The following is a 21,084-nucleotide window of genomic DNA, read 5'->3' as shown; positions in this document are numbered from 1 at the left end:
GCGCCGCCCGTCACGGTTTCCAGCGATACATCAGCACCTTGCCGCGCGCGTCTTCCTCGACGAACACCAGGTATTCGCCGTTCTCGCGCCGGAACGCGCTGATGCCGAACGGCACGTCGACCCAGCCCGACGCCTTGCCGACCTCGGCGCCCGGGCTCATCACGCCGACCTCCTTGCCGGTTTCCTTGTCGTACACGTGGATCTTCCCGACCGGTTCCACCGTGAAGATGTAGCGGCCCTCGACCGTGATGCCGATCAGATCGAGGATCGGCTTAGCGTCGAGCTGCCACGGCAGCGCGACCGTGTAGCGCACCACCGGCGAGCCGCTCGACCACTTGTCGAAGCGCACCAGCACGCGGCCGACTTCCTTGTTGATGCCGGGCTGCGGCGGCGCGTCGGCCGTGTAGCCCGTCACGTACAGCGTGTCCGTCTGCGGCTCGTAGATCGCGCGGCGCAGCTGCGTGAACGGCTGCGGCATCGGATAGGTCGTGACCTTGTCGTACGAATAGATCGGGTTGCCGGCCTTGTCGACGCCGCCGTAGCCGAAGCGATGAATCCCGCGCACGTCGCTCGTGCGCCAGATGTCGCCCTTCGTGTCGACCCACCAGCCCCAGCCGCCCGCCTTCGCCTTGCCGGTCGTGTTGGTCGTGAACTCGTCCTCGTCGAGCCGGCCGTTGCCATTCGCGTCGCGCCAGATCCAGTCGCCGCCCGGCGGCTTGTTCGGCACCTTGTCGACCGGCCGCGCACGGCCCGCGATCAGGCCCGACGGAATCGCGACCTCGCCGTCGCGCTTCGCGTCGAAGCGGTAGATCTTCAGGTGATCGGCGTACATGTCGGTCAGGTACAGGAACGTGCGGCCGTCGACGCGCCGCGCGAACGGCATGCCGGGGTACTGGTCCGTGTGGAACACGGGATCGTCCGGATACTTGAAGCGGTTCGACAGGAAGCCGGCGTATTTCCAGTCCTGGCCGGGCGGCTTCGACAGGTCGAGCTCGAAGCGCTTGTTGCCCGTGTACACGCTGTTCGGCCGTGCGGGATCGAGCCACGCGCCGTCGACGAACAGCAGCCCCTGCACCTGCCAGCGCAGCTTGCCGTCCGGCGTGTAGCTCTCGAGCACCGCGCCGAGCCCCGCCCCGATCGTGTCGTGGCGCGGCCCGATGCCGTTCATCGACACGTACACGTTGCCCGCGCGATCGACGCCCACACCCGTCAGCCCGTTGAAACGTTGCGGCCCGGGGCGGCCCGGCACCGGGCCCGCGAAGATCCCGCCGCGCTCGCCGAGCGTGCCGGACGGCGCATAGCCGTTGCCGCCTTTCGAGAAAATCAGCACCTGCTGGCGCGGGCCGTTGTCCGCGACCAGCACGCGCCCTTTCGCGTCGACCGCCACGTCCACCGCATCGGTCCCCTCGGGCAGCGCGGGCGCGTCGTCGAGCTTGCGGCCGTCCGCGCGCACGTGCACGAGGTGCGCGGGCCGATTGAGCGTATCGGTGAGCAGCCACAGCGTGCCGTCGCCGGCGAGCGCGATGCGGCCCGGCTCATGCGCACTCCACGTGCCCTTCTTCTGCATCGTTTCGGCGTCGTACACGTCGACTTCGTCATGCGAAGGATTCGTCGCGAACAACGTCTTGTCGTCGGCCGCGAGGCCGCCCACTTCCGCCTTCAGCTCACCGACCTCCGACCGCGCCGGTGCCGCCACCTCGTTCATCACCATGAAGCTCGCGGCCATCCGCGCCCGGCCGGCATCGGCGCGCCCGCCGGGCGCGACCTGCGGCGCCGCGCGGAACGGCGCGGGCTGCTTCATGTCGCCGATCGTGCGCCGCGAAATGCCGTACCACTGCTTGCCCTTGTCCGGCCAGATGCCGGGCGACTGCAGATGGCCGCGCTCGTTGCCGACGCCGATCGCGACGTACGCATACTTGCCGTTCACCGCGACCGCGTTGCCGCCGAGATTGCCCCAGCCATGCGTGCCGCCGGCGAAGCCGAGCATTTTCCCGTCCTGGTAGACGCTCGCCTCGGCGCCGCTCTCGTCCCACGGCGCGTTCGTATACACCTTGCCGTCGGGCGTCACCGCGATCGCGCGAATGTCGATCTGCGTCCAGCTGCCGTCGCCATAACCGAACGTGTTGCCGATCCACGACGTGGTCGCGGGCAACACGGTTTCAGCCGGTGCGGCGCTCGCGGACAGCGCCGCGCATACCGTCATGCCAACCAGAATCAGACGTCGCAATGCGCTCTCCAGACTCGATGCAAAAGCGACCGGCGCCCGCGGCGTGCTGCGTGCCTGGATGACCTGTCGCGTGTGGGTTTCAAACGTCGCGAGGCAGGTTACAAGCAAAAATAATCACAAGAAATTTGGAAATATTTGGGGATGTTTCCACCTGAAATATTGAACCGGAATCGTCCGGAATAGCCCCTGCGAAGCGGAAATAACGACCGCCTTTCACGCGACGATCCGTAGAAAATTCCGCTCCGGCCCGTCCGACGGGCTACCTGGCCTGCAAATCTTTCATCTCGCGATTGAAACGATCGGCATTTGAATGTTTTCAGCCGAATAAATGACATGCGTTTTTTTGCCGATTTCTTTTCCCTAGAATCGATTTCGAATCAATATTTCCTTTAAACGCATGCATTACGTTCACGCATCGAATACGCGGCGCGCGTCGGCATCGGCCGCGCGTCGCGAAGGAGTGGCGCGATGACGGGCATCTCGCGCACCGCCGACCTCGCCCCGCCGCAACACGGCCGCATCGTGCAGCTCGACGGGCTGCGCGCGATCGCCGTCGGCGCCGTGTTCCTGCAACACGCGCTGAAGGCGCCGCTGTGGATGGGTGTCGACCTGTTCTTCGTGCTGAGCGGCCTGCTGATCACCGGCATCCTGCTCGAGCGCAAGGCGCGCGGACAGTCGTACTTCAGCCACTTCTACGCGCGCCGCGTGCGCCGGATCCTGCCGCCGTACGTGCTGCTGCTGGTCGTGTCGACGCTGCTGTTCGGCGCGAGCTGGCTGCCGCACTGGCCGTGGTTCGCGTTCTTCTCGACCAACATCGGGCTGTCGCTCGGCAGCATCGGCCACGACAGCCTGAACGTGCTGTGGTCGCTCGCCGTCGAGGAGCAGTTCTACATCTTCTGGCCGTTCGTCGTGCTGTGGTGTTCGGAGCGCGCGCTGCTGTGGATCGCCGCCGCGCTGATCGTCGCGGCGCCCGTGCTGCGCGCGATCGCGACGCCGTGGTTCGATTCGTTCTGGCCGATCTACTACCTGACGCCGTTCCGGATGGACCTGCTCGCCGCTGGCGCGCTGCTCGCGATCGTGCTGCGCCGCGACCGGCGCGCGCTGGAGCCGTTCTATCCGCTCGCGATCGTCGGCGCACTCGTGTCGCTCGCGATCCTCGGCTGGCTGCACCTGTCGTTCCCGCGTTTCCGCGCCGCGAACACGCCGCTGTCGAACGCCGCGCTCTACAGCATCTCGCTGCTGCTGTGCACGTCGATCGTCGTGATCGCGCTGCGCGGACGCGGCGTCGTGCAGCGCGTGCTGACGAACCCGCTGCTCGTGTACGTCGGCACCGTCAGCTACACCGTCTACCTGATTCACCTGAGCGTGCTGTACGCGCTGTGGCCGCTGCACCTGAACCGCTTCGTCACGGCCGCGCTCGCGCTGGCCATCACGCTCGTATACGCCACCGTGAGCTGGTACGGCTTCGAGCGGCGCCTGACCCGCGGCCCCGCGCACAGCACGGTACCCGCCGCCGCGCGCACGACCGCCTGACTTTCTCAATCCATCGTTTCGACCAGGACATTGCCATGAGCCAAACTCGCAAGAAGGCCATCATCACGGGGATCACCGGGCAGGACGGCGCCTACCTGACCAAGCTGCTGCTCGACAAGGGCTACGAAGTCACGGGCACCTACCGCCGCACCAGCTCGGTCAACTTCTGGCGCATCGCCGAGCTCGGCGTCGACACGCACCCGAACCTGTCGCTCGTCGAGCACGACCTGACGGATGCCGGCTCCAGCCTGCGGCTGCTCGAACGCACGCAGCCCGACGAGCTGTACAACCTGGCCGCGCAGAGCTTCGTCGGCGTGTCGTTCGACCAGCCGGCGACGACCGCCGAGGTCACGGGCGTCGGCCCGCTGAACCTGCTCGAGGCGATCCGCGTGGTGAGCCCGAAGACGCGCTTCTACCAGGCGTCGACGTCCGAGATGTTCGGCAAGGTGCAGGCGATCCCGCAGACGGAAACCACCGCGTTCTACCCGCGCAGCCCGTACGGCGTCGCGAAGCTGTACGCGCACTGGATGACCGTGAACTACCGCGAGTCCTACGACCTGTTCGGCTGCAGCGGCATCCTGTTCAATCACGAATCGCCGCTGCGCGGCCGCGAGTTCGTCACGCGCAAGATCACCGACACCGTCGCGAAGATCAAGCTCGGCAAGGCGACCCGGCTCGAGCTCGGCAATCTCGACGCGAAGCGCGACTGGGGCTTCGCGCTCGAATACGTCGAAGGGATGTGGCGGATGCTGCAGGCCGACGAGCCCGACACCTACGTGCTCGCGACCAACCGCACCGAGACCGTGCGCGACTTCGTGCAGATGGCGTTCGCGGCCGCCGGCTACCAGATCGAATGGACCGGCAAGGGCGAGCAGGAACGCGGCCTCGACGCATCGAACGGCGACGTGCTCGTCGAAGTGAATCCGAAGTTCTACCGCCCTGCCGAAGTCGACCTGCTGATCGGCTCCGCCGACAAAGCGAAAGCCAAGCTGGGCTGGGCGCCGGAGACGACGCTCGAACAGCTCTGCCAGATGATGGTCGAAGCGGATCTGACGCGGAACCGGCACCATGACACGTACTGAAGCCAGGCGCCCGTCGCGCCGGGCGTTCGTCACGGGCCTGGCGGGCTTCACCGGCCGCTACATGGCGCAGCGGCTCGCTGCGGCCGGCTACGACGTGTGGGGCACCGTGGCGCCCGGCGCGGCGCGGCCCGACGATCCGGCGCTCGCCCACTGCACGCTGCTGCCGGTCGACCTGCTCGATGCAGACGCGACCCGTGCGGCGCTCGCCGATGCGCGGCCCGATGCGGTCGTGCACCTCGCCGCGCGCGCGCACGTCGCGCAGGACGAGCCGTCGCAGACCTACGCGGTCAACATCGTCGGCACGCGCAACCTGCTGGCCGCGCTCGCGGGCCTCGACCGCCGCCCGTCGGCGGTGCTGCTCGCCAGCAGCGCGAACATCTACGGCAATTCGACGGCCGGCGTGCTCGACGAAAGCGTCGCGCCCGCGCCCGCGAACGACTACGCGGTCAGCAAGCTCGCGATGGAATACGCGGCGAAGCTGTGGGCCGACCGCCTGCCGATCGTGATCGCGCGGCCGTTCAATTACACGGGCGTCGGCCAGGACGATGCCTATCTGCTGCCGAAGCTGGTATCGCACTATGCGCGCAACGCGCCGCGCATCTCGCTCGGCAATCTCGACGTGAGCCGCGATTTCTCCGACGTGCGCGACGTGACAGCCGCCTATCTGAAGCTGCTCGAAGCCGCGCCGGCCGGCGAGACGTTCAACATCTGCTCGGAGCGCGCGTATTCGCTGAAGGAAGTGCTGGCGATGCTGTCGCGAATCGCCGGTTACGTGATCGACGTGACGATCGATCCGCGCTTCGTTCGGCATAACGAAGTAAAGAGCCTGAGCGGGTCGCGCGACAAGCTGCGGCGCGCGGTGGGCGAGCTGCCCGTGACGCCGCTCGACGAAACCTTGCGCTGGATGATGGACGCGATGCGCGACGCGCGGGCCGGCTGATTCCGGCAACGCAACACGCGTTCGTCGCCGACTGAAAAGAAAACGGGCCGTCCTGAACTGCACCCCAAAGATTGGATCTAGTCCAACTTTTGGGGTGCAGTTCATGTCGAGCGGCCCGTCGTCATGCCGGCCCTGAAATCAGTGCCGCCGCGCTCAGCCCTCGAGGCCGCGCGCGAGATCGTTGCGCAGGTCGCCCGCGTTTTCCAGGCCGACCGCGAGGCGGATCAGCCCTTCGGTGATCCCCGCGGCCGCACGCGCTTCGGGCGTGATGCGCGCGTGCGTCGTCGTCGCCGGATGCGTGATCGTCGTGCGCGTGTCGCCGAGGTTGCCGGTGATCGAGACCAGCTTCGTGCTGTCGATCACGCGCCACGCGTTCGCGCGCTGCTGCTCCGGCGTGTCGCCCTTCAGCTCGAACGATACGATCGCGCCGCCCGCCTTCTGCTGACGCTTCGCGAGTTCGTGCTGCGGATGCGATTCGAGCCCCGGATAGAACACGCGCTTGACCGCAGGATGCGAATCGAGCCAGCGCGCGATTTCCAGCGCGTTCGCCGACTGCTTCTCGACGCGCAGCGACAGCGTCTCCATCCCCTTCAGCAGCACCCACGCGTTGAACGCCGACAGCGTCGGGCCCGCGCTGCGCACGAACGGGAACACCTTGCCCATGATGAATTCCTTCGAGCCGACCAGCGCGCCGCCGAGCACGCGGCCCTGGCCGTCGAGGAACTTCGTCGCCGAGTGCATCACGACGTCCGCGCCGAGCTTCAGCGGCTGCTGCAGCACCGGGCTGCAGAAACAGTTGTCGACGACGAACAGCGCATTCGCGGCCTTCGCGATCTTGCCGATCGCCTCGATGTCGGCGAGTTCGGTCAGCGGGTTCGACGGCGTTTCGAGGAAGAACATCTTCGTCTCGGGCCGCACCGCTTCCTGCCAGGCGTTCAGGTCGGTCGGATCGACGAAGGTCGTCGTGATGCCGAACTTGCTGAAGATCTGCGAGAACATCCCGAGCGTCGAGCCGAACAGGCTGCGCGAGCTGACGAGGTGATCGCCCGCCTGCAGCGCGGACATCACGACCGACATGATCGCGGCCATGCCCGACGCCGTCGCGATGCAGGCCTCGCCGCCTTCGAGCGCGGCGAGACGATCCTGGAACATGGTGACGGTCGGGTTCGTGAAGCGCGAATAGGTGAAGTAGTCTTCCGAATTCGCGAAGCGCTCGGCTGCCTCGGCCGCGCTCGTGAAGCAAAAGCTCGACGTGAGGAACAGCGCTTCCGAGTGCTCGTTGAAGTCGCTGCTGCGCAGCGTGCCCGCGCGCACGGCGAGCGTGTCGAAGTTGAGGGAGTCGTCCATGTTCCGTTATCCGTATTCGAGGGTCGCGCCGACGGTCGTGCATCGGGCGCGCGCCCAGCCACAAAATCAGGCCAAAACAAAAAGCCCGCTATGCGTCGGCATCAGCGGGCTTCGGTGCGGTACGACAGCGATCGACTCGGGCCGGCTGCCGCCGGCCTTCGCTTTAGCTGTTTTGGGAAGTCGCCCCGCGTCCGCAAGCTGAATCAAATCGACGCAAGGCCACATCCTATCACGCTTCATCCGAAGCGTGCGCCGGCATCACTCGACCGACAGCTGCAGGTTCATCTGCGAACGCGCGGTGTCGCCTGCCGTGTCGCGATCGGCCTGCGACGCCGGTGCGAGACGGGCGCGCTCGATCGCATCGAGGTACTCGGGCGTCACGGCGCCGGTGATGTAGTTGCCGTCGAAGCACGACGCCTCGAAGCCCTCGAGCTTCGGGTTGATGTCGCGCACCGCGCGGCGCAGGTCGTCGACGTCCTGATAGATCAGGTGGTCGGCACCGATGATCTTCGCGACTTCCTCGTCCGTGCGGCCGTGTGCGACCAGCTCGCCGCGCGTCGGCATGTCGATGCCGTACACGTTCGGGAACTTCACGGGCGGCGCCGCCGACGCGAAGATCACCGACTTCGCGCCCGCATCGCGCGCCATCTGCACGATTTCGTGCGAGGTCGTGCCGCGCACGATCGAATCGTCGACGATCAGCACGTGCTTGTCCTTGAACTCGATGCTCATCGCATTGAGCTTCTGGCGCACCGACTTCTTGCGCACGGCCTGGCCCGGCATGATGAAGGTACGGCCGACGTAGCGGTTCTTGAAGAAGCCTTCGCGATACTCGACGCCGAGCTTCGCGGCGACCTGCATCGCAGCCGGACGCGACGAATCGGGAATCGGCATCACGACGTCGATCGGCACGTTCGGCAGCTCGCGCTTGATCTTCTCGGCGAGGTAGTCGCCCATGCGCAGGCGCACGTTGTAGACCGGCACGCCGTCGAGGCACGAATCCGGACGTGCAAGATACACGTATTCGAACATGCACGGATTCAGCGTCGGGTTCTCCGCGCACTGCTGGCTGTGGAAGTTGCCGGCCTTGTCGATGAAGATCGCTTCGCCCGGCTGCACGTCGCGCACGAATTCGAAGCCGATGCCTTCGACCGCCACCGACTCCGACGCGACCATCCATTCGGTGCCGTGTTCGGTCTCGAGCTTGCCGATGCAGAGCGGGCGGATGCCGAACGGATCACGGAACGCGACCAGGCCGTAGCCGGCGATCAGCGACACGATCGCGTACGAGCCCTGCAGGCGGCGATGCACGCCCTCGACCGCCTTGAACAGCGCGGCCGGATCGAGTTCGAGGCCCGTCGTCGACAGCTGCAGCTCGTGCGCGAACACGTTGAGCAGCACTTCGCTGTCGGAATTGGTGTTGATGTGCCGGCGGTCGATCCGGAACATCTCGTCCTTCAGCTGTTCCCAGTTCGTCAGGTTGCCGTTGTGCGCGAGGATGATCCCGAACGGCGCGTTCACGTAGAACGGCTGCGCCTCGGCTTCGCTCGACGCCGAGCCGGCCGTCGGATAGCGGACCTGGCCGATGCCGAAGGTGCCGGGCAGGCTGCGCATGTTGCGCGTGCGGAACACGTCGCGCACCATGCCGTTCGCCTTGTACATGTGGAAATTGCTGCCGTCCGCCGTCGCGATGCCCGCTGCGTCCTGACCGCGATGCTGCAGCAGCAGCAGGCTGTCATAGATCAGCTGATTGACGGGGGCTTGGGAGATAACACCTACGATGCCGCACATGGCATGTCCTTCAAGATGACAAAATCGGTTCCGTCCTGCCCGGCCGCGTCGTCACACGCGTACATACTGGGCCATGCCGTCGGGCAGGAGCTGCTTCAGCTCGTGCACGCCCTGTTCGGCGAAAGGACGCAATAGCGCATTGCGCCAGAAATCCTGTTTGGGCAATTCGGTCAGCCCGGCCGCCGCGACCAGCAGCACCACCAGCACGCAGCCGCGGACGAGCCCGAACATCATGCCCAGCGAGCGATCGACCCCGCCGAGGCCCGTCGCCTGCGCGATCCGCGACAACAGCGCGTTCGCGACACCCGCGACGAACACGACGCCGATCACGATCAGCGCGAACGCGATCACCCACTGCGTCAGCGCGCCGCCCGGCCAGTTCGCCGGGATATACGGCACGACCAGTCCGACATAGCGGGCGGCGATCGCGATCGCCGCGATCCAGCCGATCAGCCCGAAAATCTCGGAGACGAAACCGCGCCACGCGCCACGCAGCGCAGACAACGCGATCACCGCCAATACAGCGTAGTCGAAAGCCGTCAGCATCGCACGTTACTGCGTGAGTCCGGCTTCGCGCACCTTCGCGATCGCGGCGGACGCCGCCGCGCGATCCGCAAACGGGCCGGCACGCAGCTGGCTAGCCGTGCTGCCGTCCGCCTGCTTGCGATGCTCGACATATGCGGGCACGCCCGCCGATTTCAACTTGGTGGCCCACGAACGGGCCGTTGCGTCGTCCTTGAACGAGCCGAGCTGCACCGCGAAGCGCGCACCGGCCGGCGACGCAGGCGACGACGCATCGCCGCTGTCGGCCGCGGCGTCGGCGTTCGCGACCGCCGCGGGCGCCGGCTTCGGCGCGGCCGGCTTCGGCGCGGGTGCGGCCGCGGCCGGCTTCGCAGCGGGCTTCGGCGGCGTCACGCTCGCCGTGGTCGTCGAGGGTTCGGGCTTCGCGGCCGGCTTGGCCGTGTCCTTCTCCGCGGGGGCCGGAACGGCCGCCACCGCGGCGTCGGAGGCCGGCGGCTCGTCGTGCGCGACGCCCGCCTGCACGTCGGACGCGTCGTCGTCACGCGGCGCGACCGCCTGATGTGCGGGCCGGTTCGGAATGTCGATCGCGATGTCGTCCGTCACCGGCTTCGGGTGCGAATCGAGCACCATCGGCAGCACGATCACCGCGGCGACGACGAGCGCGATCGCGCCGACGAGGCGCCGGCGGGCGCGTTGCTTTTCAGGAAGGGTCGGATCGAGGAGCAGCGCGTCCGATTCCGGACGCTCGGTGCGGCGCGTGCGCCGCTCGACGCGTTCAGTGCGCTCCGTGCGCACGTTCCGGGAGGCCCCGGTACGACCGCCGCGCCGCGGGGGCGCGTCGTCGTCTTTCTTGCCGAACGAGAAAATTCCCATGAATGGCTGAGTCCGAAACTGCCCTTCAGTCAGTGTTGCTGCGATTTCCGGTAGGCCATCACACCCGCCACCGTATGGAAACTGCCGAAAACCACGATTCTATCATTCTCGGATGCTCTTTTTAGTGCATCGCGAAACGCTTCGGCGGGCGACGCGTACCGCGTCACGCTCGAATCGGCCCCGTCCTCCACGCCGGCCTTGCGCAGCGCGGCTTCGAGCTGCTCCGCGCTCGCCGCGCGCGGCAGCGGCAGGTCGGTCACGCACCAGTGGTCGATCTCGCCCTTCAGGTGCCGCAGCACGCCGTCGATGTCCTTGTCGTGCATCGCACCGAACACCGCGTACGTGTACGGAAAGAAGCCCATGTTGCCCAGATTCTGCTCGAGCACGGCCGCCGCATGCGGGTTGTGCGCGACGTCCAGCACGATCGCCGGCTTGCCCGGCAGCACCTGGAAGCGCCCCGGCAGCTCGACGTTCGCGAGCCCGAGCCGGATGTCCTGCGCGGACACCGGCAGCACCGGGCGCAGCGCCTCGAGCGCGGCCAGCGCGGCCGATGCATTGATCAGCTGGTTCGCACCGCGCAGCGCCGGGTACGCGAGCGCCGGATAGCGCTTTTCGCGGCCGAGGTAGCTCCATTGCTGGCGCTCCGCGCCCGGCTGCGCTTCGTAGCGGAAATCGCGGCCGACCAGCCACAGGTCGGCGCCGATCGCTTCGGCATGCTCGACCAGCGTGTTCGGCACCGCGGGATCGCCGCAGATCGCCGGCTTGCCCGCGCGGAAGATCCCCGCCTTCTCGAACGCGATCTTCTCGCGCGTGTCGCCGAGGTATTCGGTATGGTCGATGTCGATGCTCGTGACGATCGCGCAATCGGCATCGATGATGTTGACCGCATCGAGCCGGCCGCCGAGCCCGACTTCGAGGATCACCGCATCGAGCCCGCGCGACGCGAACAGGTGCAGGATCGCGAGCGTCGTGAATTCGAAGTACGTGAGCGACACCGGCTCCGGCAGCGACGTGCGCGCCGCTTCGACGGCTTCGAAGTGCGGCAGCAGCTCGGCGTCGCTGACCTGCTGGCCGTTCACGCGCGCACGCTCGCCGAATTCGAGCAGGTGCGGCGACGTGTGGCAGCCGACCTTGTAGCCCGCGTGAACGAGGATCGCCTCGAGGAACGCGCAGGTCGAACCCTTGCCGTTCGTGCCGCCGACCGTGATCACGGGGCACGCGAATTCGAGTTGCAACGCCGCCTTGACCTGCCCGATGCGGGTGAGGCCCATGTCGATGCCGACCGGGTGCGCGCGTTCGAGATGCGAAAGCCACGCGTCGAGAGTGGGAAAAGTGCTCATCGGATCAAATCTGAATCGGTACCGCCACTACGCCAAAAAACGAAACGCGCCGCCCGGCGGTTCAGCCGGGCGACGCGCGCAGTTCACAACGCCGCGCCAATCAGGCCAGCGCGTCGGCCGGCTGTCGCTGCAGCAGCGCGAGCAGTTGCGCGATCTCGTCGCGCATCTTGCGGCGATCGACGATCATGTCGATCGCGCCCGTCTTCAGCAGGAATTCCGCGCGCTGGAAGCCTTCCGGCAGCTTTTCGCGAACCGTCTGCTCGATCACGCGCGGGCCGGCGAAGCCGATCAGCGCCTTCGGCTCGGCGATCACGACGTCGCCGAGGAACGCGAAGCTCGCCGACACGCCGCCCATCGTCGGGTCGGTCAGCACCGAAATGAACGGCAGCTTGGCTTCGGCCAGCTTGGTCAGCATCGCGGTGGTCTTGGCCATCTGCATCAGCGACAGCAGGCTTTCCTGCATCCGGGCGCCGCCCGAAGCGGTAAAGCAGATGAACGGCACCTGCTGCTCCAGCGCGTTCTGCGCGCCGCGCGCGAAGCGCTCGCCGACGACCGAGCCCATCGAGCCGCCCATGAACGAGAACTCGAAGCAGGCCGCGACGACGGGCAGCGTGTGGATCGCACCGCCCATCACGACCATCGCGTCGGTCTCGCCCGTCTCGTCCATCGCTTCCTTCAGACGATCGGGGTACTTGCGGCTGTCCTTGAACTTCAGCGAGTCGACCGGCACGATTTCCTGGCCGATTTCATAGCGGCCTTCCGGATCCAGCAGCCCGTCGAGGCGCTCGCGCGCGCCGATGCGCATGTGGTGATCGCACTTCGGGCACACGTGCAGGTTCGCGTCCACGTCGTTGCGGTACAGCACGGCCTCGCAGGACGGGCACTTGACCCACAGGCCTTCCGGAATGCCCTTGCGGCTTTTCGGGTCGGTCTGCTTGATCTTCGGCGGCAACAGTTTGTCGAGCCAGCTCATCGTATGGTTTCCTGTTCCGTGGCGGGGCGGGCCGACCGGCCCGTTCCCGCTTCCTGTGTTGTGTTTATCGCGCCGTGTTGCCGGCGCCGTCCAGGGCGGCGCGCAGCTCGGCGATGAAAGTCTTCAGCGCGGCGGCGGCGCCCTCCGGCGCGGCGCTCTCGAGCAGCTGCACCAGGCGGCTGCCGATCACGACGGCGTCCGACACTTCGGCCACCGCGCGCGCCGTTTCGGCGTCGCGGATGCCGAAGCCGACGCCCACCGGAACCGGCACGCGCGACTTGATGGCCGGGATTTTACCCGCAATGCTCGAAACATCCAGATTTCCGGCGCCGGTCACGCCCTTGAGCGACACGTAGTACACGTAGCCGCTCGCGATCTTGCCCACGTCGGCGATGCGTTCGTCGGTCGACGTCGGCGCGAGCAGGAAGATCGGATCGATCTGCGCGGCACGCATTTTCTCGGCGAACACGCCCGCTTCCTCGGGCGGATAGTCGACGACGAGCACGCCGTCGACGCCGGCCGCCTGCGCTTCGGCCGCGAACGCGTCGACGCCCATCCGCTCGATCGGGTTCGCATAGCCCATCAGCACGACGGGGGTTTTCTGGTCGGTCTCGCGGAAGCGCTTCACGTCGGCGAGCACGCTCTTGAGCGTGACGCCGCGCGCGAGCGCGCGTTCCGACGAGCGCTGGATCACGGGGCCGTCGGCCATCGGGTCCGAGAACGGCACGCCGAGCTCGATCACGTCGGCGCCGCCTTCGGCGAGCGCGTGCATGAATTCGACGGTCTTCGCGGGATCGGGGTCGCCGGCCGTGATGAACGGGATCAGGCCCTTGCGGCCTTGTTCGGCGAGTGCGGCGAAGGTCTGCTGGATACGGGAGGACATGGCAATTTTCCTTGATGCGATCGGCGACTCGGCGGCGCGACTCACGCGCACGCCGGCGCGACGAGCGCGCTCACGCGCTCGTGCGCGATCGCGCAATAACTTTCGTTGATCTCGTAGCCGACGAAGTCGCGCCCCTGCCGTGCGCAGGCCACCGCGGTCGTGCCGCTGCCCATGAACGGATCGAGCACGCGGCCGCCCGGCGGGCAGCTTGCGAGCACCATCCGCTCGATGATTTCCAGCGGCTTCTGGGTCGGATGATCGACGCGCTCCGCGTGCTGCCGGTGCAGGCGCGAGACCGACCAGACGTCCTTCGGGTTGTAGCCCATCTCCAGCCACTTGCTGCCTTCGAACAGCTTGCGCGAGCGGGCCTTCTTCGTGTCGGCGTCGTACGGGATGCGGACCGGATCGAGATCGAAGTAATACGCTTTGGAAACCGCGAAAAAGCCGATGTTGTCGTGCACCGACGTGAAACGGCGCGTCGTGCCGCCCATGCTCGGCACGCGCCGGTCCCAGATGATCTCGTTGACCATCGTGAGCCTCGTCTTCAGGAAGCTGAAGATTTCCGGCGCGTACTGCCACGTGCAGAAGATGTACATCGACCCGCTCGGCTTGAGCTTCGGAATCGCGAGCTCGAGCCACTCGCGCGTCCACGCGAGGAAATCGTCGCCCGAACGCTTGTCCGAGTCGTTGCCGTAGTCCTTGCCGAGCCCGTACGGCGGATCGGCGACGATCAGGTCGATCGACGCATCCGGCAGGCGCGCGGCTTCGGTCATGAAATCGCGGTTGTGCAGCTCGATCCCGGACGGCCGTGCGCGCGGCACGGCGACGGCAGGCTGCACCGCCTCCGCTTCGCTCGCGGCGCCGCCGCCCGGTTGTTCGATCAGGTCACGCATCGGTCGGGGTCAGAGCGCGATGCCCGATCGCTCGGCGACCGTGTGCATGTCCTTGTCGCCGCGGCCCGACAGGTTGACGAGCAGGATCTTGTCCTTCGGCAGCGTCGGCGCGAGCTTCACGCCGTACGCGATCGCGTGGCTCGACTCGAGCGCGGGGATGATCCCCTCGATCCGGCAGCAGTCGTGGAACGCCTTCAGCGCCTCGTCGTCGGTGATCGGCACGTACTGCGCGCGGCCGCTGTCCTTCAGCCATGCGTGCTCGGGGCCGACGCCCGGATAGTCGAGGCCGGCCGACACCGAATGCGTCTCGATGATCTGGCCGTTGTCGTCCTGCAGCAGGTACGTGCGGTTGCCGTGCAGCACGCCGGGGCTGCCGGCGATCAGCGACGCCGCGTGACGGCCGGTGTCGAGGCCGTCGCCGGCCGCTTCGACGCCGATCAGCTGCACGGAAGCATCGTCGATGTACGGATAGAAGATGCCCATCGCGTTCGAGCCGCCGCCGACGCACGCAATCACCGCGTCCGGCTGCCGGCCGGCGAGTTCCGGCATCTGCACCTTGCACTCGTCGCCGATCACGCGCTGGAAGTCACGCACCATCGCCGGATACGGGTGCGGGCCCGCCACCGTGCCGATGATGTAGAACGTGCTTTCGATGTTCGTGACCCAGTCGCGCATCGCTTCGTTCAGCGCGTCCTTCAGCGTGCGCGAACCCGATTCGACCGGCACGACCGTCGCGCCGAGCAGCTTCATCCGGTAGACGTTCGCGGCCTGGCGGCGCACGTCCTCGGCGCCCATGTAGACGATGCACTCCATGCCGAAGCGCGCGCAGATCGTCGCGGTCGCGACGCCGTGCTGGCCGGCGCCGGTCTCGGCGATCACGCGCTTCTTGCCCATCCGCTTCGCGAGCAGCGCCTGGCCGATCACGTTGTTGATCTTGTGCGCGCCGGTGTGGTTCAGGTCCTCGCGCTTCAGGTAGATCTGCGCGCCGCCGAGCGTCTCGCTCCAGCGCTGCGCGTGATAGATCGGCGACGGACGGCCGACGAAGTACTTCAGTTCGCGCTCGTACTCCGCGACGAAATCGGGGTCGTTCCGGAATTTTTCATACGCCGTGCGCAGTTCGTCCAGCGCGTGAATCAGCGTTTCGGCGACGAACACGCCGCCATACGGGCCGAAGTGGCCGCGATCATCAGGAAGGTTGTACATGGTGTCACTCTCGATCGGTCGGTGCGCCCGCTGTCGGGGCCGCACCTTCTTGCATCACCCGGCGTCCGCTTCGCGCACCGCGCGTACGAACGCCGCCATTCGGGCATGATCCTTCACGCCCTTCGCGCCCTCCACTTCGATGCCACTCGAGACATCGACAGCAAACGGACGCAACTGGCGGATCGCATCACCGACGTTTTGCGCGTTCAAGCCACCACTCAAAACGGCCCGATGCGCGAGCTCTGCGGGAATAAGTGACCAATCGAAGACCTTGCCGCTACCGCCGTAATCCGGCACCAGGGTGTCGAACAGGAGGCCGCGCGCTTTCGAATAATGAAGAGCCGATTCTACCAAATCGGCCGGCTGCGTCGAGGGGCCGACGCGCACTGCGCGCAACCACGGCAGGCGCGCCGCGCGGCCGAGGGCGTCGCACTGCTCGGGCGTCTCGTCGCCGTGCAGTTGCAGCATCGTGAGCGGCACGTCGCGCACGACCGCCTCGATCTCGGCTTCGGTCGCGTTCACGAACAGCCCGACCACCGACACGAACGGCGGCGCGAGGCTCGCGAGTTCGGCCGCCTGCGCGATCGACACCGCGCGCGGGCTCTTCGGATAGAACACGAGGCCGATCGCGTCGGCGCCGAGCGCGGCGGCATGCAGCACGTCCTCGGGACGCGACAGGCCGCACAGCTTGATGCGCGTGCGCGGCGCGAGGCCGGCCGCGGCGGAGGTCGAAGAAGATACGGCGTGATCCGTCATGGTTGTGGATCCAGATCGGCCCAGACGCTGCTCCACGGCACGCTGCCGAGCTGCGCGGGCGGGACGGCGAATTCCGCCGGGTAGCCGACATGGGCAAGGTACAGCCCGTCGGCCATGAACGTGGGCGCCGCGAGATTGCGATCGCGCCCGGCCAGCACGTCGGCGAGCCAGTCGGCCGGATAGCGGCCGCGCCCCACCGCGACGAGGCAGCCCATCAGGTTGCGCACCATGTGGTGCAGGAACGCGTTCGCGCGGAAGCGGAAATGAATGAAGTGGCCCGCGCGCCGCACGTCGATCTGGTACAGGTGTTTGACCGGCGTCTTCGACTGGCATTCCGACGACCGGAACGACGAGAAGTCGTGCTCGCCGATCAGATGCGCGGCGGCCGCGCGCATCGCGTCGTCGTCGAGCGGCGTGTGGATCCAGCCCGCGCGGCCGGCCAGCATCGGCGAGCGCACGGGATGCACGTACAGCGCATAGTAGTACGTGCGTTCGAACGCCGAGAAACGCGCGTGGAACGCGTCCGGCATCGGCTTCGCCCACTGCACGGACACGGTCGGCGGCAGAAATGCGTTGGTGCCGCGCACCCACGAGAAATCCGCGCGATCGAGCGCCGTATCGAAATGCACGACCTGTCCGAGCCCGTGCACGCCCGTGTCGGTCCGCCCCGCGACCGTCGTGTGCAGCGGCACGCATGCGAACGCGCCGAGTGCACGCTCGAGCGCATCCTGCACGGTCTTGCCGTGCGGCTGCGCCTGCCAGCCGCAGAACGCGGCGCCGTCGTACTGAATCCCGAGCGCGATCCGCATCACGCCTCTTCCGCGAGTTTCGCGAGCAGCGCACGCGCATCGTCGCGCGTGGCGGCGTCGTTCGCGTCGACCACTTCCTGCAGCAGCGTGCGCGCGCCGGACAGATCGCCCAGTTGCACGTACTCCGACGCGAGATCCAGCTTGTTGCGCGCGATGCGGGCGAGTTCCTCCGGCGTCAGCGCGGGCAGCGCGGCACCCGGCGCGGACGGCAGGTCGAGATCGAAATCGAGCTTCAGCGCGCCGAACTGCGCGACGCCGAGCGGCGGCAGCGACGACGGCGCGGCGGCACCGCCCGCGTGAGAGGCAGGCGTTGCCGCGTCCGGATCCCAGTCGAACTCGTCGTCGTGGTCGGCCGGATGTTCCGGGGACGGATCGGTCGCGCCAACTGGCGGGTGTGTGGCCGATTGACCGTTAGTTGCGATTTGCACACCTTCGGCTTGCCCTTCGCGTGCGGGCGGCTCATCGGCCGTACGCGGCGGCAGCGGCATGTCGAGGCTGTTGAGCGCGCTGATCGCGTTCTGCATCAGCGCTGCGTGCTGGGCGTCGTTCGTCGCGGGTGCGGCGGGCGTGACGAGCGGCTCGTCCGCGGCCGGTTCCGCGACAGGCTTCTCGTCGTGCGGGGCCGGCGTTGCGTCGCTGTCGGGTGCGACGTGCGCGGACGATACTTCCGCCTGAACGTCGTGCGGCTTCGCCGTTTCCGACGGCGACGGGATTTCGGGTTCGTGCGTCTCGAACGTCTCCGCCGCTGCGGCGGCGGCCGTGACCAGACTCAGATCGGCGGCCGCGTCGCGGGCCAACGGCGTCTCGGGGAGAATCGGCGGCACTGGCTCGGTGGATGCGACCGGCGACGAAGATGCATCGTCGTCGGCAACAGCCGTCCCGCCGGATGCCGGTGCGGTTTCGTCGGTCGGCCGCGCTTTCCGGCGCTTGCGCCACGCAAAACCGGCCGCCAGCACGACCACGGCGGCGCCGGCCGCGGCGGCCGGACGCCAGTCGATCTGTTCCGAACCGCGTGCAGGCACAGTGGTCGCCGCCGGCACGGCCGGCTGCACGGGCGCCGATGCCGGCTGCACCGCACTCGCGGCCACGCCGGACGCCGCTTCGCTCGCAGCCGACGACGACGCGGCAGCTGACGCCGCCGCATCATTCGCGCCGTTCGCGCCGTTCGCGCCGTTCGTGCCGTTCGTGCCGTTCGTGCCGTTCGTGCCGTTCGTGCCGTTCGTGCCGTTCGTGCCGTTCGTGCCGTTCGCGCCGTTCGCGCCGTTCGTGCCGTTCGCAGCGGGACGCGGCGCAGCGGGCGCCGGCGCCGGTGCAACGTTGTTCGTGGCGGCCGGCTTCCCGATCCCGTGCTTCTGCAGTTCCATCAGCACGCGGTTCTTCAGCGCGAGCAATTGCTGCAGGCTCGACGGCCGCGGCTGCGACGCACCCGCGACGGGCGCTGCTGCAGACGGTTCGTGCATCCCTTGAGCTGCACCGCCCGGTCCGGACTGCATCACGGCTTCGCTCGCTGACGACGGTGCGGACTGGATCGCGCCGTTCCACACGTGCGGCCCGCTTGCGCCGGCCGCAGCCGCTGGCGACTGGACGGATTCGACCGTCGACGCGCCGTGCGCGGCGGACGCGCCGTGCGCGGCGGACGCGCCGCTCGAAGCCGACTCGCCTGCCGCTGCCCCGGCTGCGACCGTGACGCTCGCCCCGCTGACCGGCGCCGTATGCGCGGCCGATACGGCCGGCGCGGTTTGCACGGCCGACCCCGGATGCGGCGCGGACGCGCCATGCTGCGCGACCGCCGCCGTGCCCGACGCGGCAACCGGCGCGGACGCAGCCGATGCCCCCGACGCAGCAGCCGGCACGAGCGCCGCGCCGGTCGCATCGAGCGCCGGCACCGTCAGCGTCGCGCCGACTTTCAGGCGGCTCGGGTCGTGCTTCATGAACGCCTGCGGATTGGCGTCGAACAGCGCGCGGCCGGCGCGCGCGAGCACGCCCGGATCGTGCGATTGCGTCGCGGCTTTCGCGAGGTCGTTCAACGATTGGCCCGGCTGGACCGTCACGTTGAGCGGCGCGGCACCGCCGGCGGCGGACGCCGGCAGCTCGCCGGAACCGGCCGCCCAGGCCGAAGCGGCCGCGCCGAGCGCCAGGATCGCCAGCGCGCCACGCAGGGCGCGCGCCAGACGGGACTGACGCGGAAACAAGGAAATTCGGGACATCGTAGGCTCTATCGCCGCGCGCGGGCGCGGCTCGGATTCGCGTAGGGAAGCGTCAATAAAGTCGCCGCAGAAATGCAAAAGCGTCGCGCAGAACGCGACGCTTTGGGCGGCTCTGCGCGTCGTAACCGCATAGTTTACTTCACACGATCGCGTTCCGGCCGAATTCGTCGCCTGCGGATGCGGCCGTCCGCGCCTGCGCCGCGACCTTACGGCCGACCGCGTCGGGCCGTCGGTGCGCGAATCGCGCGAAGGCATCGCCGATCCGGGCACTGAATCGCACGCGCCGGTTTTGTCAAAAGAGGATCATCAATCGATGAAAAACCGGACGACGGCATCGGGTTCCGGAACGAATTCGGCCCCTCCTTGTACTTCGCGTCGCATCGATTTCTCGTGCCAAAGGATGGCGATGCAGGAAAAGCCCCGGCCGCGCGAGCGGTTCGGGACTTTCGCGCAATGGGCGGTCCGCACAAGACCTGACGCCGGACAAAAAAAACGCCTGCCGCCCCGCGAAGGGCTGGCAGGCGTTTCGCGTCACGCGCGCACCGCGCGCGGCGCGGCCCGACTTACTTGTCGAGCAGGATGCGCAGCATGCGGCGCAGCGGCTCGGCCGCGCCCCACAGCAGCTGGTCGCCGACCGTGAACGCCGACAGGTATTCGCCACCCATCGCGAGCTTGCGCAGGCGACCGACCGGCACCGTCAGCGTGCCGGTGATCTTCGCCGGCGACAGGTCGCGCATCGACGCTTCGCGCTCGTTCGGCACGACCTTCACCCAGTCGTTCGCCGACGCGAGGATGCCGTTGATTTCGTCGAGCGGGACGTCCTTCTTCAGCTTGATCGTCAGCGCCTGCGAGTGGCAGCGCATCGCGCCGATCCGCACGCACAGGCCGTCGACCGGGATCGAACCCGGCTCGCCCATGGCCGGCTTGCCGAGGATCTTGTTGGTTTCCGCGCCGCCCTTCCACTCTTCCTTCGACATCCCGTTGCCGAGATCCTTGTCGATCCACGGGATCAGCGAGCCGGCGAGCGGCACGCCGAAGTGGCTCGTCGGCATCGCGTCGCTGTTCATCGTCGCGAGCACGCGGCGGTCGATGTCGAGAATCGCGGAAGCCGGATCGGCGAGTTGTTCCTGCACCGAACCGTGCAGCGTGCCCATCTGCGACAGCAGTTCACGCATGTTCTGCGCGCCCGCGCCCGATGCGGCCTGGTAGGTCATCGCCGTCATCCAGTCGACGAGGTTCTCGCGGAACAGGCCGCCGAGCGCCATCAGCATCAGGCTGACCGTGCAGTTGCCGCCGACGAAGTTCTTCGTGCCCTTGACGAGCGCGTCCTTGATCACGTCGAGGTTGACCGGATCGAGGATGATGACCGCGTCGTCGTTCATCCGCAGCGACGAGGCCGCATCGATCCAGTAGCCGTTCCAGCCGGCCGCGCGCAGCTTCGGGAACACGTCGTTCGTGTAGTCGCCGCCCTGGCACGTGATGATCACGTCGCACTTCTTCAGCTCGTCGACGTTGGTCGCGTCCTTGAGCGTAGTCTCGTTTTTCGCGAACGACGGCGCCTTGCCGCCCGTGTTGCTGGTGCTGAAAAACACCGGTTCGATCAGGTCGAAATCACCTTCTTCCTGCATGCGCTGCATCAGCACGCTGCCGACCATGCCGCGCCAACCTACGAGACCTACGTTCATGACTAACCCTTTGCTTGAAT

At 67.6% G+C, this 21,084-nt stretch carries 17 protein-coding genes; 3 read left to right on the top strand and 14 right to left on the bottom strand.

The features are described 5' to 3' along the window. Positions 1 to 10: 10 nt before the first annotated feature. Complete coding sequence (locus U4Z31_RS07025; RefSeq protein WP_321809862.1) at positions 11 to 2,203, bottom strand: hypothetical protein; 2,193 nt, start codon at positions 2,201 to 2,203, stop codon at positions 11 to 13. A gap of 492 nt (positions 2,204 to 2,695) precedes the next feature. On the opposite strand from U4Z31_RS07025, the gene U4Z31_RS07020 reads away from it, so the two are divergent. Genes U4Z31_RS07020 through U4Z31_RS07010 form a run of 3 tightly spaced genes read left to right on the top strand, consistent with a single transcriptional unit; the run spans position 2,696 to position 5,782 of the window. Then, entirely contained in the window at positions 2,696 to 3,760 is a 1,065-nt protein-coding gene (locus U4Z31_RS07020; protein WP_321800030.1) for an acyltransferase, read from the top strand. A 35-nt stretch (positions 3,761 to 3,795) separates the two neighbouring features. Further along, positions 3,796 to 4,842 carry a GDP-mannose 4,6-dehydratase gene (gene gmd, locus U4Z31_RS07015; protein ID WP_321809818.1) on the top strand — a complete coding sequence of 349 codons (1,047 nt, stop codon included), beginning with the start codon at positions 3,796 to 3,798 and terminating at the stop codon, positions 4,840 to 4,842. Beyond that, on the top strand, positions 4,829 to 5,782 hold the full coding sequence (locus tag U4Z31_RS07010; RefSeq protein ID WP_124521895.1) for an NAD-dependent epimerase/dehydratase family protein: 954 nt from the start codon (positions 4,829 to 4,831) through the stop codon (positions 5,780 to 5,782). Before gmd ends, U4Z31_RS07010 begins: the two co-directional genes overlap by 14 nt. A gap of 153 nt (positions 5,783 to 5,935) precedes the next feature. Here the strand turns inward: U4Z31_RS07010 and U4Z31_RS07005 are convergent, their stop codons facing one another. The 13 genes from U4Z31_RS07005 to asd all read right to left on the bottom strand — a co-directional run bounded on the left by U4Z31_RS07005 (position 5,936) and on the right by asd (position 21,064). Next, positions 5,936 to 7,129, bottom strand: a complete 1,194-nt coding sequence (locus U4Z31_RS07005; RefSeq protein WP_044843825.1) for an O-succinylhomoserine sulfhydrylase — start codon at positions 7,127 to 7,129, stop codon at positions 5,936 to 5,938. Positions 7,130 to 7,387: 258 nt separating this feature from the next. Beyond that, positions 7,388 to 8,920, bottom strand: a complete 1,533-nt coding sequence (gene purF / locus U4Z31_RS07000) for an amidophosphoribosyltransferase (RefSeq protein WP_044843824.1) — start codon at positions 8,918 to 8,920, stop codon at positions 7,388 to 7,390. 51 nt (positions 8,921 to 8,971) lie between these two features. Beyond that, the gene (locus U4Z31_RS06995; protein ID WP_044843823.1) at positions 8,972 to 9,466 is read right to left on the bottom strand and encodes a CvpA family protein; all 495 of its coding nucleotides are present in this window, start codon (positions 9,464 to 9,466) and stop codon (positions 8,972 to 8,974) included. A 6-nt stretch (positions 9,467 to 9,472) separates the two neighbouring features. Next, positions 9,473 to 10,315 carry an SPOR domain-containing protein gene (locus tag U4Z31_RS06990; protein WP_124521346.1) on the bottom strand — a complete coding sequence of 281 codons (843 nt, stop codon included), beginning with the start codon at positions 10,313 to 10,315 and terminating at the stop codon, positions 9,473 to 9,475. A gap of 29 nt (positions 10,316 to 10,344) precedes the next feature. Then, positions 10,345 to 11,655 (bottom strand): bifunctional tetrahydrofolate synthase/dihydrofolate synthase, encoded by a 1,311-nt coding sequence (folC, locus tag U4Z31_RS06985; protein WP_321809817.1) that lies wholly within the window; start codon positions 11,653 to 11,655, stop codon positions 10,345 to 10,347. 100 nt (positions 11,656 to 11,755) lie between these two features. Next, a complete protein-coding gene (gene accD / locus U4Z31_RS06980) occupies positions 11,756 to 12,628 on the bottom strand; it encodes an acetyl-CoA carboxylase, carboxyltransferase subunit beta (RefSeq protein WP_044843820.1) in 873 nt (290 codons plus the stop codon). 64 nt (positions 12,629 to 12,692) lie between these two features. Continuing rightward, on the bottom strand, positions 12,693 to 13,511 hold the full coding sequence (gene trpA / locus U4Z31_RS06975; RefSeq protein WP_044843819.1) for a tryptophan synthase subunit alpha: 819 nt from the start codon (positions 13,509 to 13,511) through the stop codon (positions 12,693 to 12,695). Positions 13,512 to 13,552: 41 nt separating this feature from the next. Beyond that, on the bottom strand, positions 13,553 to 14,404 hold the full coding sequence (locus tag U4Z31_RS06970; protein ID WP_044843818.1) for a DNA-methyltransferase: 852 nt from the start codon (positions 14,402 to 14,404) through the stop codon (positions 13,553 to 13,555). Between the two features lie 9 nt (positions 14,405 to 14,413). Beyond that, on the bottom strand, positions 14,414 to 15,607 hold the full coding sequence (trpB, locus tag U4Z31_RS06965) for a tryptophan synthase subunit beta (protein ID WP_044843817.1): 1,194 nt from the start codon (positions 15,605 to 15,607) through the stop codon (positions 14,414 to 14,416). Between the two features lie 54 nt (positions 15,608 to 15,661). Further along, the gene (locus U4Z31_RS06960; protein WP_044843816.1) at positions 15,662 to 16,363 is read right to left on the bottom strand and encodes a phosphoribosylanthranilate isomerase; all 702 of its coding nucleotides are present in this window, start codon (positions 16,361 to 16,363) and stop codon (positions 15,662 to 15,664) included. Beyond that, positions 16,360 to 17,172, bottom strand: coding sequence for a tRNA pseudouridine(38-40) synthase TruA (gene truA, locus U4Z31_RS06955; RefSeq protein WP_257774899.1), 813 nt, complete (start codon positions 17,170 to 17,172; stop codon positions 16,360 to 16,362). The genes U4Z31_RS06960 and truA overlap by 4 nt, the downstream gene beginning before the upstream one ends. Next, positions 17,172 to 19,379 (bottom strand): FimV/HubP family polar landmark protein, encoded by a 2,208-nt coding sequence (locus tag U4Z31_RS06950; RefSeq protein ID WP_321809861.1) that lies wholly within the window; start codon positions 19,377 to 19,379, stop codon positions 17,172 to 17,174. Before U4Z31_RS06950 ends, truA begins: the two co-directional genes overlap by 1 nt. 563 nt (positions 19,380 to 19,942) lie before the next feature. Beyond that, positions 19,943 to 21,064, bottom strand: coding sequence for an aspartate-semialdehyde dehydrogenase (gene asd, locus U4Z31_RS06945; protein ID WP_057923940.1), 1,122 nt, complete (start codon positions 21,062 to 21,064; stop codon positions 19,943 to 19,945). Between the last annotated feature and the right edge of the window lie 20 nt (positions 21,065 to 21,084).

This window comes from Burkholderia sp. BCC1985, assembly GCF_905339915.1.
GTDB lineage: Bacteria > Pseudomonadota > Gammaproteobacteria > Burkholderiales > Burkholderiaceae > Burkholderia.
The sequence above is the reverse complement of the archived record's forward strand: the minus strand, read 5'-3'. Positions and strand labels throughout refer to the sequence as shown.